The 15,144-nt window shown below is 39.8% G+C and carries 14 protein-coding genes and 1 pseudogene; 12 read left to right on the forward strand and 3 right to left on the reverse strand.

The genetic code is table 11. From position 1 onward, the window contains the following. Together J671_RS13040 and J671_RS13045 are read left to right on the forward strand one after the other, a co-directional pair. A pseudogene (locus J671_RS13040) lies at positions 1-470 on the forward strand (IS3 family transposase); the annotation flags it as partial. Between the two features lie 353 nt (positions 471-823). Further along, positions 824-2,053, forward strand: a complete 1,230-nt coding sequence (locus tag J671_RS13045; protein ID WP_031982515.1) for a beta-ketoacyl synthase N-terminal-like domain-containing protein — start codon at positions 824-826, stop codon at positions 2,051-2,053. Between the two features lie 94 nt (positions 2,054-2,147). On the opposite strand, the gene J671_RS13050 is transcribed toward J671_RS13045, so the two are convergent. Continuing rightward, entirely contained in the window at positions 2,148-2,849 is a 702-nt protein-coding gene (locus tag J671_RS13050; protein ID WP_002050560.1) for an SDR family NAD(P)-dependent oxidoreductase, read from the reverse strand. A 670-nt stretch (positions 2,850-3,519) separates the two neighbouring features. Here J671_RS13050 and J671_RS13055 point away from each other — a divergent pair. The 5 genes from J671_RS13055 (at position 3,520) to J671_RS13075 (ending at position 6,479) form a co-directional block, all read left to right on the forward strand. Further along, on the forward strand, positions 3,520-4,023 hold the full coding sequence (locus tag J671_RS13055) for a DUF2867 domain-containing protein (protein WP_031982517.1): 504 nt from the start codon (positions 3,520-3,522) through the stop codon (positions 4,021-4,023). An 80-nt stretch (positions 4,024-4,103) separates the two neighbouring features. Next, positions 4,104-4,805 (forward strand): DUF1003 domain-containing protein, encoded by a 702-nt coding sequence (locus tag J671_RS13060; protein ID WP_004711125.1) that lies wholly within the window; start codon positions 4,104-4,106, stop codon positions 4,803-4,805. 110 nt (positions 4,806-4,915) lie between these two features. Continuing rightward, positions 4,916-5,581, forward strand: a complete 666-nt coding sequence (locus J671_RS13065; RefSeq protein WP_031956111.1) for an RluA family pseudouridine synthase — start codon at positions 4,916-4,918, stop codon at positions 5,579-5,581. Positions 5,582-5,692: 111 nt separating this feature from the next. After that, on the forward strand, positions 5,693-6,073 hold the full coding sequence (locus J671_RS13070; protein WP_031982518.1) for a ribonuclease E inhibitor RraB: 381 nt from the start codon (positions 5,693-5,695) through the stop codon (positions 6,071-6,073). Between the two features lie 25 nt (positions 6,074-6,098). After that, entirely contained in the window at positions 6,099-6,479 is a 381-nt protein-coding gene (locus J671_RS13075; RefSeq protein WP_031982519.1) for a nuclear transport factor 2 family protein, read from the forward strand. Between the two features lie 44 nt (positions 6,480-6,523). Here the strand turns inward: J671_RS13075 and J671_RS13080 are convergent, their stop codons facing one another. Beyond that, complete coding sequence (locus J671_RS13080; RefSeq protein ID WP_031982521.1) at positions 6,524-8,614, reverse strand: TonB-dependent receptor; 2,091 nt, start codon at positions 8,612-8,614, stop codon at positions 6,524-6,526. A gap of 74 nt (positions 8,615-8,688) precedes the next feature. On the opposite strand from J671_RS13080, the gene J671_RS13085 reads away from it, so the two are divergent. After that, complete coding sequence (locus tag J671_RS13085; protein WP_031982522.1) at positions 8,689-9,834, forward strand: DUF1624 domain-containing protein; 1,146 nt, start codon at positions 8,689-8,691, stop codon at positions 9,832-9,834. Positions 9,835-9,874: 40 nt separating this feature from the next. Here the strand turns inward: J671_RS13085 and J671_RS13090 are convergent, their stop codons facing one another. Beyond that, entirely contained in the window at positions 9,875-10,342 is a 468-nt protein-coding gene (locus tag J671_RS13090) for an Lrp/AsnC ligand binding domain-containing protein (RefSeq protein WP_005804788.1), read from the reverse strand. Between the two features lie 136 nt (positions 10,343-10,478). On the opposite strand from J671_RS13090, the gene J671_RS13095 reads away from it, so the two are divergent. The 4 genes from J671_RS13095 (at position 10,479) to J671_RS13110 (ending at position 14,840) form a co-directional block, all read left to right on the forward strand. Then, positions 10,479-11,744 (forward strand): D-amino acid dehydrogenase, encoded by a 1,266-nt coding sequence (locus J671_RS13095; RefSeq protein WP_031982523.1) that lies wholly within the window; start codon positions 10,479-10,481, stop codon positions 11,742-11,744. A gap of 20 nt (positions 11,745-11,764) precedes the next feature. Continuing rightward, a complete protein-coding gene (gene alr, locus J671_RS13100) occupies positions 11,765-12,868 on the forward strand; it encodes an alanine racemase (protein WP_031982524.1) in 1,104 nt (367 codons plus the stop codon). Between the two features lie 10 nt (positions 12,869-12,878). Continuing rightward, complete coding sequence (locus J671_RS13105) at positions 12,879-13,238, forward strand: RidA family protein (RefSeq protein ID WP_000071348.1); 360 nt, start codon at positions 12,879-12,881, stop codon at positions 13,236-13,238. Positions 13,239-13,400: 162 nt separating this feature from the next. Further along, positions 13,401-14,840 carry an amino acid permease gene (locus J671_RS13110; RefSeq protein WP_006581249.1) on the forward strand — a complete coding sequence of 480 codons (1,440 nt, stop codon included), beginning with the start codon at positions 13,401-13,403 and terminating at the stop codon, positions 14,838-14,840. Positions 14,841-15,144: the final 304 nt, after the last annotated feature.

Genomic DNA, 15,144 nt, shown 5'->3' on the forward strand with positions numbered 1-15,144 from the left:
ACTGATGTGACGGAATTTAATGTTAACGGTGAAAAACTTTATCTATCACCAATTATAGATTTGTTTAATGGGGAAATTATTACTTTCCGGATCCAACGTAAACTCAATTATGAGTTAGTGAAAGATATGCTCATTCATGCCTTAGCTAAACTTAAGCGACATGAGAAACCAATTCTCCATTCAGATCAAGGATGGCAATATCAAATGGCTCATTACCAACAGCAATTAAAGCAACATGGTTTAATTCAAAGTATGTCTCGTAAAGGAAATTGCTTAGATAATGCTGTAATAGAAAGCTTCTTTGGAATATTAAAATCGGAATGCTTTCATGGAGAAAAATTTCAATCAATTGATGAATTAGAGAAAACGATACGAGAATACATTATTATTATAATCATGAGAGAATCAAGGTGAAGCTACAAGGTTTATCCCCGGTACAATATAGAAACCAGTTTATAAAAACTGCTTAACTAACTGTCCAACTTTATGGGGTCAGATCATCCTACCGCAAAGAAAAGGGGACGCAAGGGTCTAACGAATTATAGTAGAACTACAATCCGCTATGAGCTTACGGTCTGTCAAAACCGTCTGGCAATGTAGGCCAGCAACGAGATAATAATCGGTGATTTTAAATACGTCAATTTAATATTTAAAATATTTTTGATTTAATAATAAAACTAAATAGATTTTAAAATAAAAATATTATTATTAACTTTTTATTTATATTTGATGAGAAAAAATAATAAATATAGAAATATTTTGCCAGTACCAAAAAAGAACTTGATTGTTAAGATCTATTTTTGTCGTTTTTATAGAGATAAGAATGGAACGAGTTGTCATCACAGGTATGGGAATTAATTCTTGTATTGGAAATACATTAGAGACAGTAACCGAGTCCTTAAAAGCAGGCCGCTCGGGCATTCGCTATAACGAAGTCTATGCAAAACTGAACTTTCGAAGTCATGTCAGCGCCACTGCCGAAATGAATTTTGAAAACATCGATCCTGAGCTAAAAAAACACATGGGCGTTTGCGCGATGTATGCCTACAACTCGGCACTCGATGCGCTACAACATGCTGAGCTTGATGTAAATGACATTGCCAATAACTCAAAATATGGCGTGATTGGGGGAACAGGCGGCACCTCAACAGCGTCTATCATCGACATGTTGCATACCTTAAAAGAAAAAGGCGCAAGCGAGGTATCGCCCGATTTAGCACCACGCTACCTAACAAATACCATTAGCTCTAACTTATCACGCGCTTTTAACTTAAAAGGCGTATCTCAATCGATCGCGAGTGCCTGCGCGACTTCAGCCGATGCAATCGGTTACGCATATCACCTTATTGCGGCTGGTAAACAAGATCTGATGCTGGCGGGCGGGGGCGAAGAAGACCATTGGTCCCAAACCGCAATATTCGATGCAATGGGCGCCTTATGCTCTAAATATAACGATGCACCAGAAACGGCTTCACGGCCATATTCAGTCGATAACGATGGCTTTGTGATCGCTGGCGGCGGTGGCATGGTGGTTTTGGAGTCTTTAAGCCATGCGCAAAAGCGCGGAGCAAAAATCTTGGCAGAAGTGGTTGGCTATGCTGCCAATAGTGATGGTGTCGATATGGTGGCTCCAAGTGGCGAAGGCGCGACTCGCTGTATTAAGCTAGCACTCGCAGAAGCCAAGCAAAATGGCTCTGAAACCATTGACTATATCAACACGCATGGTACTTCAACGCCGGCAGGCGACATACCCGAACTATTAGCTATAGAAAGAGCGTTTGGCAGTGAAAAAGTACCGCCACTGAGTTCGACCAAGTCGATGACTGGGCATAGTTTGGGGGCAGCAGGCGTACACGAAGCCATTTATTCTATTTTAATGCTGCAAAATAACTTTATCGCGCCGAGTATTAATATTACCGAACTACGCGAAGAAGCGAAAAAGTTCGATATTGTTCAAACCAGCAGAGAAACCGAACTCAAAACAGTGATGAGTAATAGCTTTGGTTTTGGTGGCGTAAATACCTGTCTGGTTTTTAGAAAATGGGAAGGGTAATTTAAAACTCGAAATATATAGGCTTTAGAAAAAATAAATTCAAATAGTTAAGAAAAGCGTAATGGATTACGCTTTTTCTCTCATCAGACATAGTTTAAGCAGCTTGAATGGCTTCACCACAAAGAGAAACAGTTTCTTGTTTATGCTGGTGTAAGTACCAGAACTGATCTGCAACTGTTTCTGGATGTACCGCGTAAGTTTTATCCTTCGCTTCTGGGGTTCCATCTACGAAACCGTTTACAATCACTTGGCTCACATAAACATTTGAGTCAGCAAGACTATGAGCAAGCAAGTTGGTGGCTTTGTATTGAGCGGCAGCAGTAGTTGCTAGCGATGAATATTCTTTGGCAACCAAGTCGATGCCAACTGCATCGAAAGCAAAAATTCCGTTTGTCGATAAAATGCTACCGTGGTTCTTCTCTAAATCACCTAAGCAAGCTTGTACCGTCGCAATATAGCTCGAAACACGAATATGAAAGCTTTTAGTAAGCTCTAGTGGAGGGGTTTTTAAGATATTGCCTTCAATATCATGGAAAGCATTCCAATGAATATTTTTAATCTCTCCTAATTGATCTTTAATACGTTTAATTAGGTTTGGTATATCTTCAAGAACCGCTAAATCACATGTAAAAGCGTAAGCTTCAATACCTTGTGCCTTAAGTTCTAAGATGGCTTTTTCAAGTTTTTCAGCATTACGTGCCACTAAACCGATTTTATAGCCTTCTTTACCAAACTTATGTGCCACGGCTTTGGAAATACCTGTTCCATAACCAAAAATTATAATATTGTTGTTCATTATAAAGTTCCAAAAAACCAATTATTTGGTTAGAAATAATTTATAATATGTTTTTATAATGTATTCAAGCGAAAAAATTAAATCTAAAAATAATGCAGAAAGAACAAGACAAAAATATGAAAAACAGAAAGAAGTTAGTTGGGTTTGAATACTTCGGATGATGTAGCTTTTATTAAAATTTCAAATTTATAAAAAACCTAGAGTAGTGTTTTCCGAATTGAAGAAATGTTTACTATCTATTTTCTAATAGGATCATAGAGTGATTTAATTGGTAAAATAAACCGAAAAATAGAAGTAAAGTGGAATTTAAATATAACTAATTATAGGTAAATGGGAATAAATTCTTTTAAATTTGTCTAATGGCGTAAAAATTCCCAAAAATATTAAAAATTCGCTTTTCTTAGAAAAACAATCCCGCAGGGTGCTGGCTAAACTATATCTCAAGGGTGTGATAGGGATCGAAAAGAGTAGCATGCACCAAAACGTATAACGTTAGTGTGTACTCACCCAAAAGGTCTCGATTCGGCTTAGGACGCTATAGATCAAAAGTTTATAGGCACAAGGTTATAACTTACAAAGTTATGATTGTTGAAGTAAACCATAGATGTTTTCCCTTGACACCCTAAAAAATTCTCTATAATAAAAACTATACTTTACAAGAATATAATTTATGAATAAGCCTTATCTTTCTGCTTTACCTAGCGATAGCCAAATCTCATCTCAATTGAACAATGCTTACTTCCACGACTCGTGGAGTATTGTGCTGGGTCAACCCGACCTAAATGTATTTCAGCAACTTATTAAACTGTTCCATCACACTCCAGAGTGGGTCGAGTGGAGTATGAACATGCGTAATAAAATTACTTCCAAGATTGGACTTAAAGATTTAGGAAGTTTTAAGCAAATTGATTCGAATAAAAAAGAAAATGAGTATGTTGCAGGCGACCGAATTGGAATTTTCACCTTACGGCAACGTACCGAAAATGAATTAGTGATTGGAGATGATGACAAGCATTTAAATGTGACTTTATCTATTTATAAGAATGAAAAGACTCAAGTACTGACCGTAACCACAGTGGTACATATTAAAAATTGGCTTGGAAGACTCTACATGATGCCGGTGATTCCTGCACATCGAAAAATAGTGCCAGCAACTTTACAAATATTGGGTTAAAGCATTATTTTTATTTACGATGTTGTCGTCTTAAATCATTTATATAATATCCTTATTATTATAATTGCGAGCTGAATAAGATGGAGAATAAAAACCAGTGTCGCCAATGTGCCGTATGCGGAAAGAATTTCCCGTTAAAAGATCTGGTTTCGGGTGAAGTCATTCGAAATGTGATTAGCGATGAAATTATCCAAGATCATCCAGATTGGAATTACTCAAGCTTTATTTGTCGAGCCGATCTGGCAGATTATCGAATTAAATACGTGCAATCATTATTACGCTCCGAAAAGGGTGAACTCTCTAATTTAGAAAATGAAGTGATTGGCAGTATGCAACGCCATGAATTAATTAGCCGAAATACCGAATCTGATTTTGATCAAAAGTGGACGTTTGGAGAAAAATTAGCAGATAAGATTGCATCATTTGGCGGAAGTTGGTCTTTCCTTATTTGTTTTGCGATCTTTTTAACAGGTTGGATAGTATTAAATACAGTCGTGATGGTGGTACGTCCTGTCGACCCTTATCCTTTTATTTTGTTGAATTTAGTGCTGTCATGTTTAGCCGCAATTCAGGCACCTATTATTATGATGAGTCAAAATCGTCAAGAAGCCAAAGACCGTTTGCGCTCTCAACATGACTATCAAATTAATTTAAAAGCTGAGCTTGAGATTCGCCATTTACATGAAAAAATGGATCATCTTTTATCGCATCAGTGGGAAAGGCTTGCACATATTCAAGAAATTCAGCTCGATCTTTTAGCGGAAATGAATAAAAAACGATAAAGATTTTTCGAGTTTCACGTGGAACATGAGCATAGCTTATAGATTGTTTTGCGGTAGGTCTGAAATTTCTTTATGATTTGCCGCCATGCTCCATTGCTGTTTCTACGACCATGCCTTTAAACGACAACTTTGTTTATGCTCCACCACAAGATCCGCTTTCAATTTTATTTGAAGATGACGATTTGATTGTGGTTGATAAACCTGCGGGCTTGTTGTCGGTCATGGGCCGGTTACCTGAGCATCATGACAGTGCTTATTTAAGGGTGCTGGAAAAGTTCCCTTTGGCTAAAGTGACGCATCGTTTAGATATGGCAACCTCGGGTTTGCTTATGTTTGCCAAGCACCGTGATGCAGAAGTCGCGGTAAGTAAAATGTTTCAGGCCAGAACAGTCAAAAAGCATTATATTGCTTTGGTGCAAGGCCAAGTCGCACAAGAGGGTAGTGTTGAAGTTCCACTCATTACCGACTGGGAAAATCGCCCAAGACAAATTGTACATTTTGAATTAGGCAAACATGCTAAAACCTTGTTTCAGCCTTTGGTTTATGATGAAAAAACAGATCAAACTAGGGTTTTACTTGAACCAGTCACAGGCCGTTCGCACCAGCTACGTGTGCACATGATGCACATTGGCCATCCGATTATGGGCGACAAGTTATATCACCCTGAACCTAAACGTTTTCATTTAAGCCGTATGGCCTTGCATGCTGCGTATTTGGCTTTTCAACATCCATTGAAAGGAACCGATGTCGTGATTGAATCGCAAGTGCCTTTTTAAAAAATTAAAATTTGATGCAATTCGCAACTGAATACATATCCAAACTGCAATAAAAGTCGGTTATTCTTGATGTCCAATAATACAAATTAGAGCAACAACAAGGACAATCTAATGAATCGCGACTACGAACAATTTCCCGATGACGATAACGGCAATGTACTTTGGCAAATGGTTGAAGATGGGGATGACTTAACAGAGCTGCATGAAATTGAATTTTCAATTGCTTTTCATGATCAAAAAAATGCAGAGCAATGTGCACTTTACTTACTTTACCAAGAACAAAAAGTTTCACTTTTCCAAGATGACTCTGTTGAGCCAAACGAGTGGGTAATTACCATCTTCGTAAACATGGAACCTGAGTATTCAGATATCGTTGATTTGGAACAATGGTTTGCCAGCATCGCTGAAAAATTTCAGGGTGAATATGACGGATGGGGCTGTATGGCCTATGTCTTTGAAGAAGAAACTGAAGAAGACGACCTCTTACAGTAAGGTCTAAAAAGAGTAGGAGATAATCATGAACTTATCTCAGAAACAAATTGCGGTACGGTTTCTAGAACTTGCCGCAGCAGGCGAAGTTGATGAAGCTTATAGCAATTACACCGCACCGAACTTCAAGCATCACAACCCTTATTATGCGGGTGATGCAACTTCGTTGAAGGAAGGGATGCGTGAAAGCGCGGCTGAAAATCCCAACAAAGTCTTTGATGTTCAGCATGTCATTGAAGATGGAACTTTAGTCGCTGTACATTCGAAACTTGAAATGCAAATGAACGGCAAATCCACCATTTTGGCTGTGGTTCATATTTGCCGTTTTGAAAATGGAAAAATTGCTGAGCTTTGGGACATCGGGCAAATGCAGCCTGAACAGCTTGTGAATGAAAATGGCATGTTCTAATAAAAAGCCCGAAATAATTCGGGCTTTTTTATTTTATAGATGAATTAAAACTTCCACTGTGCCGAGATTGAAGCATTCAGTGGCTCACCCGGTTGAATCCACAAATCGCTGTAGCTTGAAACATAGTAAGTTTTATCAAACAGATTGTTTACGTTCAGTTGATAGCGTAAGCGGTCAGATGGAGCATAGTAAGCATTTAGGTTTACGAGGGTATAGCTTGGTAAATTAAAGCCATTATCAAGGTTATGTCCACTGCGTTCACCCACATAGGTAAGGTTGGCACCTACACCTGCTTTTGTTGAGCCTTCTTGTAGAAATTCATAATTGGTACTTACAGCACCTTGGTGTTTTGGAACATTACTTAGACGTGCACCTTTTGCCAAGTCTTGGTCTTTTTCAATTTGAGCATCAGTATAACTGTAGTTAGCATTGACGAACCAGCGGTCAGTGATTTGGCTATTTAAGTCAAACTCAATTCCTTTACTGCTCACTTCGCCTGCTGCGGTTTGAAAGTTACTGTCGATTGGGTCTGTTGTGAGTACATTTCGTTTTTTCATTTTAAACAGAGCGAGACTCAGCACACTTTGGTCATTCAATTTATATTTGGTGCCGACCTCATAGCTTTCGCCTTTTTCAGGAGCGAAGGTTTGTCCATTTCGGTTCATACCACTATTCATGGCAAATGAGCGGCCATAGTTTGTATAAAATGCCCACTGGTCAGAGGCTTTAAAATTTACTCCGAAACGTGGACTATTTTGGTGAAGCGTCTGGTTGCTTTCAGTCTGAGTCAGGTGATTTTTAAAGTCTTGTTCGACCTGATCAAAACGGTTGCCAAATAGCACACTCCACTCGTCATTAAAAAAGATCTGATCTTGTACATTAAGCGCAAAGTAACGCTGCTGTTCTTTTGTATTGGTAAATGGTGCTAGGTTTGGTAAATATTTGCCATATTCAGGTTGGTAAATATCAATTGTGTTTGGTGAGCTTGTGCTGTGATTACGACGAAGCTGGTTTTGTTTGTAGTCGAGTTGACCAAGTTCGGTTGAAAGTAAAATTTCATGGCGAGCCCAAGACGTATCAAGCTTGCCAAGTAACTCTGTCTGAGCCAGCACATCTTCGCTTGTATAATCACGATAGCGACGTTGACGCTCTAAAGTACGTCCATCTGCTTGTATACGACGAGGTTCGGTTGCAAAGCCGACCATTTTAGCGTCTTTATAGCTAACCGCACTATTTAGCTTCCAGTCAGGGTTAAATTCGTGACTCAGACGTAATTGGTAAAAGTAATCTTTTATTTTCAAATCGCCATCGTCAGGTTCACCTGTAAAGGTTTTCGGGTCCATCACAAACTGATGATTGACTGTGCTTACACCACGGTCAAAGGTTCCTTTATGCTCTGTAAATTCACTGTCAAAGTCGAGTTGCGTTTGGTCTGAAATTTTCCATGTGAGCTGTGGTGAAAAGAACCAGCGTTCACTGCTGACATGATCACGAAAGCTTTGATTATCTTCATGAGCCACTGCTACACGATAGGCCAGTTCATCGTTTATAGGCGCCGTGTGTTCCAGACTAATTCGATATTGTTCTTGGGTATTGGCACGTAGGTTAACTTCACTTTCGCTTTCCCACTGTGGTTTTTTACTGTTGAGGTTAAGCAAACCACCTGTTTCGCCGCGACCATATAAAGCCGCCATAGGCCCTTTTAAAAACTCTAAAGATTCAATATTTACGACATCTTTAGGAGCGCTAATCCCTCGGTTGACACTCAAGCCGTTACGGATCATAGAGGCACCTAAATTGGGGTCGGTACTAAAACCACGGAAAGAGTAGTTATCCCAAAAGCCGCCACCAAAACTGTTTTGATGAAAAACCCCACTCACCAAGCTTAATGCGTCATCAATCCGTTGAACGTCTTGTTGTTCCATCATTTGTTTTGAAACATAAGCACGGTTAAAAGGGACATCTAAAACATCGTGAGAAAATTTAGTCGCCGAGCTATTTTGGCTCACACCTTCTTGGGTACTTTCAGCCTGAACGCGTATGGTCTCAAGTACCGTTGACGTTTCTTCTGCCCAAGTGAATGTCGATATAAATGATAGACCCAACGAAGACAACAATCCTAATTTGTGTTGCATAAATAATCAGCCATAAAAGACAAAAGAACTATAATGTAATAGTATAACGTTACATTATTTTGTTGATTACCGCTATGCCTATAGAAAAAAATATTGAACGTTTACAGTCGATTGATGCATTGCGTGGTTTGGTTATCCTCATTATGTTGCTCGACCATGTAAGAGAAACTTTCTATTTACATAAACAGGTTACCGATCCAATGGACGTAACAGTAACAGAACCAGCATTATTTGGCAGTCGATTATTGGCACATATTTGCGCTCCGGTTTTTGTACTTTTAACCGGTATTTCTGCATTTTTATTTCAATCAAAAAAACAGGACTTACAACAAACGCGTACCTTTCTATTAAAACGCGGCTTATTTTTAATTGTGTTAGAGCTTACCATTGTGAATTTTGCATGGACAGCGACTTTTCCACCCGAAGTCATTTATTTACAGGTGATTTGGGCGATCGGTATTAGCATGGTGGTATTAGCTTGCTGTGTAAGTTTACCTTTGCCTGTTATTGCTGGTGTAGGGTTGATGATTATTTTTGGGCACAACTTATTAGATTCTGTGCACTTCTCACAAGGCATCCTACAAAATATATGGTTCGTTTTACACGAACGTGGCTGGCTTGAGTTTGCGGGCATTAAGCTTCGTACAAGTTACCCTGTTTTACCTTGGATAGGGGTGATTTTATTAGGCTACGTATTAGGCCAGTTGTTTAGTTCAAAATATACAGCAAAGCAAAGAGGCCGCGCTTTACTTAGTCTAGGTTTCGCAAGTATTGGGTTGTTTGTTTTACTGCGTTTTATCAATGTTTATGGTGACCATCCGTGGCAGCATTTTGAGACATTACAACTAAGCCTCATGAGTTTTTTTAATGTCACCAAGTATCCGCCATCTTTACTGTTTATTTTGCTGAATGTTGGAATTGGCTTACTTGTGCTCGTTGCTTTTGAACGTATGCAGCAATATTCATTTCTAAAACCATTGGTCGTGTTTGGCTCGGTGCCGATGTTTTTTTATTTACTGCATTTATATGTGCTGAAACTGATGTATGTATTTGCGCTAACTATGTGGGGAGCTAACTATGGGAGCTATTTGTCGGTCGGCCATGTATGGATGCTGTGGTTAATTACGATTGTACTGTCTTTTGCACTGTATCCAGCGGTGAAATGGTTCTCGAAATTTAAACATCAAAACAAGCATATTTCGATTTTAAAATATTTCTAATTTTTAAAACGTGAGTAAAGCGAGTTCAATAATGCTCGCTTTACTTGCTTACATCTAAATATAAAGTTTCTTTCACTTCTTCCATGACCACATAACTGTGTGAAGATGCCGAGGCTGGGAGTTTCTTTAATAGATCTCCTAACAAGCGGCGATATGCACTCATTTCTTTTAAACGCGCTTTTACGAGGTAGTCAAATTCGCCTGAAATAAGGTGACATTCAAGCACTTCAGGAATCTCAACGAGGTCTCTGGCCACTTGGTCAAATACATCACCAGATTTGGCAGATAACTTAATTTCTAAAAAGACAAGCAGATTACGGTCCACAAAGGCTGGGTTTAGCCGAGCGTAATAACCCATGATAATGCCATCGCGTTCAAGGCGTTTTACACGCTCTGAACAAGGGGTGGTCGACAGGTTAACTCTCGATGCTAATTCACTAATCGCAATTCGTCCTTCACGCTGCAAAATGTCCAGAATCATGCGATCTATACGATCTAAGGGGCGCATAGATATTTCCTCTTTTTTTAAAATTCTCGCGAGAAAAACATAAATTTACCTAGATTATACCCTGAAAAACAGTGAAATAAACTATTGAAGCAGAAATATACTAGTGAAATAAACTGGTGTGCGTGAGGGAATGGAAATGCGCGTAATTGTATTAGGTAGCGGCGTTATTGGAGTGGCAAGTGCCTATTATCTAGCTCAACAAGGAGCTGAGGTCACTGTTCTTGATCGCCAGTCAGGTCCTGCTGAAGAGACAAGTTTTGGTAACGCAGGTCAAATTTCGCCTGGGTATTCGACCCCTTGGGCAGCACCAGGAATCCCTTTTAAAGCTGTGAAATGGATGTTCCAACATCACGCACCGCTTGCGATTAATTTAGATGGCAGCATGTGGCAGTTACAGTGGATGGCGCAAATGCTAAAAAACTGTAATCCGCAAAGTTATGCTGTGAACAAAGAACGTATGATGCGCGTGGCTGAATATAGCCGTGACTGTTTACGTGAGCTTAGAAAAGATACGGGTATTCACTACGAAAACCGCGCTAAAGGTACGTTGCAGCTATTCCGCAAAGAAGCACAAATGGAAGCGGTTCAACGCGACATTAGCGTGCTTGAAGAATGCGGCGTAAGCTACGAATTATTAAATGGTAACGAGCTTGGTCGTGTAGAACCAGCTTTAGCAAATGCACAAGATAAACTCGTTGGTGGTTTACACTTACCAAATGATGAAACAGGTGACTGTTATTTATTTACCAATGCCTTAGCTCAAATTGCTAAAGAGCTAGGTGTTAACTTCCAGTTTAATCAGAACGTAGAAAAATTGATTGTTGAAGGCGACCAAATTAAGGGCGTTCAAGTTAATGGTAAAGTTTTAACAGCAGATCGTTATGTCCTAGCGTTTGGTAGCTATTCACGTGATTTCTTGAAACCACTTGATCTACAGTTGCCTGTATATCCTGTAAAAGGTTACTCGTTGACGATTCCTATTGTTGACCCAGCTTTTGCTCCGCAATCTACAGTGCTTGATGAAACCTATAAAATCGCGATTACTCGTTTTGACCAACGTATTCGTGTAGGTGGAATGGCAGAGTTAAGCGGTTTCAATTTGGGTCTAAACGAAGACCGCCGTGCAACTTTGCAAATGGTCACTCAGGACTTGTTCCCAGGCGGTGATATGGCACAGGCATCTTTCTGGACGGGTCTACGTCCAATGACACCAGACAGCACTCCAATTATTGGTGCGACTCGCTTTAAAAATCTGTTCTTGAATACAGGTCACGGTACTTTAGGTTGGACCATGGCATGTGGTTCAGGAAAATTAATCAGTGACATCGTATTGAATCATAAGACTGAAATCAGTACAGATGGTCTTTCAATTCAGCGTTATTCACACGCGCATGCTGCATAACGGACGTTAGGAAAGTAATCATGCCTCGTCCTATTACCGCAGTGATCCACCATCAAGCTTTACAAAATAACTTGGTGGTGGTGCGCAAGGCTATGCCAAACAGTAAGGTTTTTGCCGTTGTAAAAGCCAATGCTTATGGACACGGAATTGAACGTGTTTATGAAGCATTTAAAGCAGCAGATGGCTTTGCCTTACTTGATCTTGATGAAGCAAAACGAATTCGTGCTCTAGGTTGGACAGGTCCAATTTTATTGCTCGAAGGAGTTTTCTCTCCTCAAGATTTATTTGATTGTGTGCAGTATCAGCTTAGTTTCACCGTTCATAGTGAAGCGCAAATCGAGTGGGTAGAAAAGCATCCTTATCCGGCTCAATTTGATGTTTTCTTGAAAATGAATAGTGGTATGAACCGTCTTGGTTTTAAACCACAACACTATGTTCAAGCTTGGGAACGTTTAAATAACTTGGCAAATGTGTCCAAGATTACGCACATGACGCATTTTTCAGATGCAGATGCCGATCGTTTTGGTCAGCAAGGTATTGATTATCAAATTACTGCCTTTGAAGAAATTGTAAAAGATTTACCGGGTGAAAGATCGGTAAGCAATAGTGCAGCAATTTTGCGTTATCAAGACCAGCTCAAATCAGATTATGCCCGCAGTGGCATCATGCTCTATGGCAGCTCGCCAGATTACCCAACGCATAGTATTGCAGATTGGGGCTTGCAGCCGACCATGAGCTTACGCAGTGAAATTATTTGCGTTCAGCATTTAGAGCCGAATGAAAGCGTAGGTTATGGCTCAAACTTTGTCGCAGAGCAACCCATGAGGATTGGGATTGTGGCTTGCGGCTATGCCGATGGTTATCAACGTATTTCGCCAACAGGTACTCCAGTTTTAGTGGACTCAGTACGCACACGTACAGTTGGCCGAGTCAGTATGGATATGTTGGCAGTCGATTTAACGGGTATTGAGAGTGCAAAAGTCGGTAGTGAAGTCGTGCTCTGGGGCCAATCAAGTACAGGCGTCATTTTACCTATAGATGATGTTGCAGTTTCATCCGGTACGGTGGGTTATGAACTGATGTGTGCCGTCACCGCCCGTGTTCAATTTATTAATCAGGTATAAGGAAATCCGAATGTCTAATTCAGATATACAAAAGATTAACACTAACGAAGTCATGAGCGCCGTGACTGTTTTTAACAAAGTGGTTTATTTGTCAGGTCAGGTACCTAAAAATACCGAGCAAGACGTGGCAGGCCAAACTCGTGAAATTCTTGCCACGATTGATGAACTTTTGGCATTAGCCAATACCGATAAATCTCGCTTGCTTTCTGCGCAGCTCTATTTGAAAAATCTTTCTGACTTTTCAACCGTAAATGCAATTTGGGTTGATTGGTTAAAAGGGTGTGTTGCGCCATCGCGTGCCACAATTCAGGCCGATTTGGTCAATCCAAATTGGTTAATTGAAATTGCCGTGACGGCAGCACAAAAGTAATTCGTTTTTACTCCAAAAATGATGATGTATCTAACAGAAGGAAGATAGATACGGTTTATCCAGTCATTTTTTGGTGAACAGATTCAGTGACCTATGGCATACGGTTCGATTTTCGCCATAGGTTGCTGATCTTAACAAAGGAATTCAAAAAGGAATTTTAATATGACAACGGCTCGTCATTCAGATACGGAAAACTCTCCTGATCATCTGCAACGAAAACTGTCTAACCGTCATTTACAACTGATTGCTATTGGCGGTGCAATTGGAACTGGCCTATTTATGGGTTCAGGTAAAACCATCTCCCTCGCAGGCCCTTCAATTCTCTTTATTTATATGATTATTGGAGGCATGTTCTTTTTCTTAATGCGTGCAATGGGTGAGTTACTCCTTGCAAATCTGCATTACAAATCTTTTGTTGATATGGCTCATGACCTGATTGGTCCTTGGGCCGGTTACTATTTGGGCTGGACCTATTGGTTAGGTTGGGTGCTGGTGGGTATTGCGGACCTTTCAGCGGTCATTAACTATTTGAGTTTCTGGTTGCCCGATGGTGCAAGTTTTTCCCCAATACAGCAGGCCATGATTAGTGCAGGTTGTGTGTTATTTGTGATGGGGCTTAACCTCCTAACAGTACGACTATTTGGTGAAATTGAATTCTGGTTTGCACTTATTAAGATTCTGGCAATTATTGGCCTGATCGGAGTAGGCGGCTACATGATTTTCAGCCATTTCCAAGCTCCACAAGGTGCTGTTGCAAGCATTAGTAATGTTTGGGCGCACGGTGGTTTATTCCCGAAAGGCACGGAAGGCTTTTTGGCAGGATTCCAGATTGCTGTATTTGCTTTTGTCGGGGTAGAACTGGTAGGTACAACTGCTGCTGAAACCAAAGACCCAGAAAAGAACCTACCGAAAGCAATTAATGCGATTCCGGTACGTATTATTCTGTTCTATGTGTTGGCGCTATTTATTGTGATGTCAGTAACCCCGTGGGATCACATTCGTGCAGATAAAAGCCCGTTTGTTGAGTTATTCTTAAATGCGGGTATTCCGGTTTCTGCCATCATCATGAACTTGGTGGTGCTGTCTTCAGTGATGTCATCAATGAACAGCGGTGTGTTTTCAACCAGTCGTATGTTGTTTGGTTTATCGAAAGATGGTCAGGCACCGGGTGCATTTGGTCGTTTATCAAAACGCGCAGTTCCTTCAAATGGTTTAATTTTCTCTTGTACTTTTATTATGGGCGGAGCAGTACTTCAGTACTTTGTTCCAAACACGATGGAGGCATTTACGTTGGCAAGTTCACTTTGTGTGATTCTATTCATTAGTGTTTGGAGTCTCATTATGGTGTGCTATTTACGCTATCGTAAATTACGTCCTGAATTACATGAAAAATCGACATTTAAAATGCCGGGTGGCATTTTGATGAGTTATGTTGTTTTGGCATTTATGCTTTTTACTTTAGTCATCTTGGCATTAGAGCCAGATACTTTGAAAGCTTTATATGTCAGTCCGGTATGGTTAGTTATTTTAGGTGTTACCTATCATGTGTTGTATAAACCACGCATGAAAAAGCTAGGACGTGAACTCGTTAACGATCATTAAGTTTTATTAAAAAGCCAATCAATCATGATTGGCTTTTTTTATTTTCATCAGTTTTTTTATCGGAATAATATTGTTTATTTTTGAATCAATAGCACAGTTTTGAGGGGGGGAGTAAAGCGACATCTAGCATTATCACATGCTAAACTCCGGCTAATCTGGTGAATCGAGATTGGATAATTAAAATTGCCGTGAAGGCAGTACATAAATAATGCAACTTAAAAAATAGGGACAAAAGATAGATCAATTAAGGAAAAAATATACTTGAACATCTTGTCCTGAGGTATAGACTCAGCAACCCACGATA

This window comes from Acinetobacter sp. 1130196 (genome assembly GCF_000588095.1).
Taxonomy (GTDB): domain Bacteria; phylum Pseudomonadota; class Gammaproteobacteria; order Pseudomonadales; family Moraxellaceae; genus Acinetobacter; species Acinetobacter nosocomialis.

Excerpts from the sequence above, each read along its gene's own strand:
- J671_RS13045 (WP_031982515.1), top strand. The coding sequence starts at position 824 with ATGGAACGAGTTGTCATCACAGGTATGGGAATTAATTCTTGTATTGGA.
- J671_RS13050 (WP_002050560.1), bottom strand. The coding sequence starts at position 2,849 with ATGAACAACAATATTATAATTTTTGGTTATGGAACAGGTATTTCCAAA.
- J671_RS13055 (WP_031982517.1), top strand. The coding sequence starts at position 3,520 with ATGAATAAGCCTTATCTTTCTGCTTTACCTAGCGATAGCCAAATCTCA.
- J671_RS13060 (WP_004711125.1), top strand. The coding sequence starts at position 4,104 with ATGGAGAATAAAAACCAGTGTCGCCAATGTGCCGTATGCGGAAAGAAT.
- J671_RS13065 (WP_031956111.1), top strand. The coding sequence starts at position 4,916 with ATGCCTTTAAACGACAACTTTGTTTATGCTCCACCACAAGATCCGCTT.
- J671_RS13070 (WP_031982518.1), top strand. The coding sequence starts at position 5,693 with ATGAATCGCGACTACGAACAATTTCCCGATGACGATAACGGCAATGTA.
- J671_RS13075 (WP_031982519.1), top strand. The coding sequence starts at position 6,099 with ATGAACTTATCTCAGAAACAAATTGCGGTACGGTTTCTAGAACTTGCC.
- J671_RS13080 (WP_031982521.1), bottom strand. The coding sequence starts at position 8,614 with ATGCAACACAAATTAGGATTGTTGTCTTCGTTGGGTCTATCATTTATA.
- J671_RS13085 (WP_031982522.1), top strand. The coding sequence starts at position 8,689 with ATGCCTATAGAAAAAAATATTGAACGTTTACAGTCGATTGATGCATTG.
- J671_RS13090 (WP_005804788.1), bottom strand. The coding sequence starts at position 10,342 with ATGCGCCCCTTAGATCGTATAGATCGCATGATTCTGGACATTTTGCAG.
- J671_RS13095 (WP_031982523.1), top strand. The coding sequence starts at position 10,479 with ATGCGCGTAATTGTATTAGGTAGCGGCGTTATTGGAGTGGCAAGTGCC.
- alr (WP_031982524.1), top strand. The coding sequence starts at position 11,765 with ATGCCTCGTCCTATTACCGCAGTGATCCACCATCAAGCTTTACAAAAT.
- J671_RS13105 (WP_000071348.1), top strand. The coding sequence starts at position 12,879 with ATGTCTAATTCAGATATACAAAAGATTAACACTAACGAAGTCATGAGC.
- J671_RS13110 (WP_006581249.1), top strand. The coding sequence starts at position 13,401 with ATGACAACGGCTCGTCATTCAGATACGGAAAACTCTCCTGATCATCTG.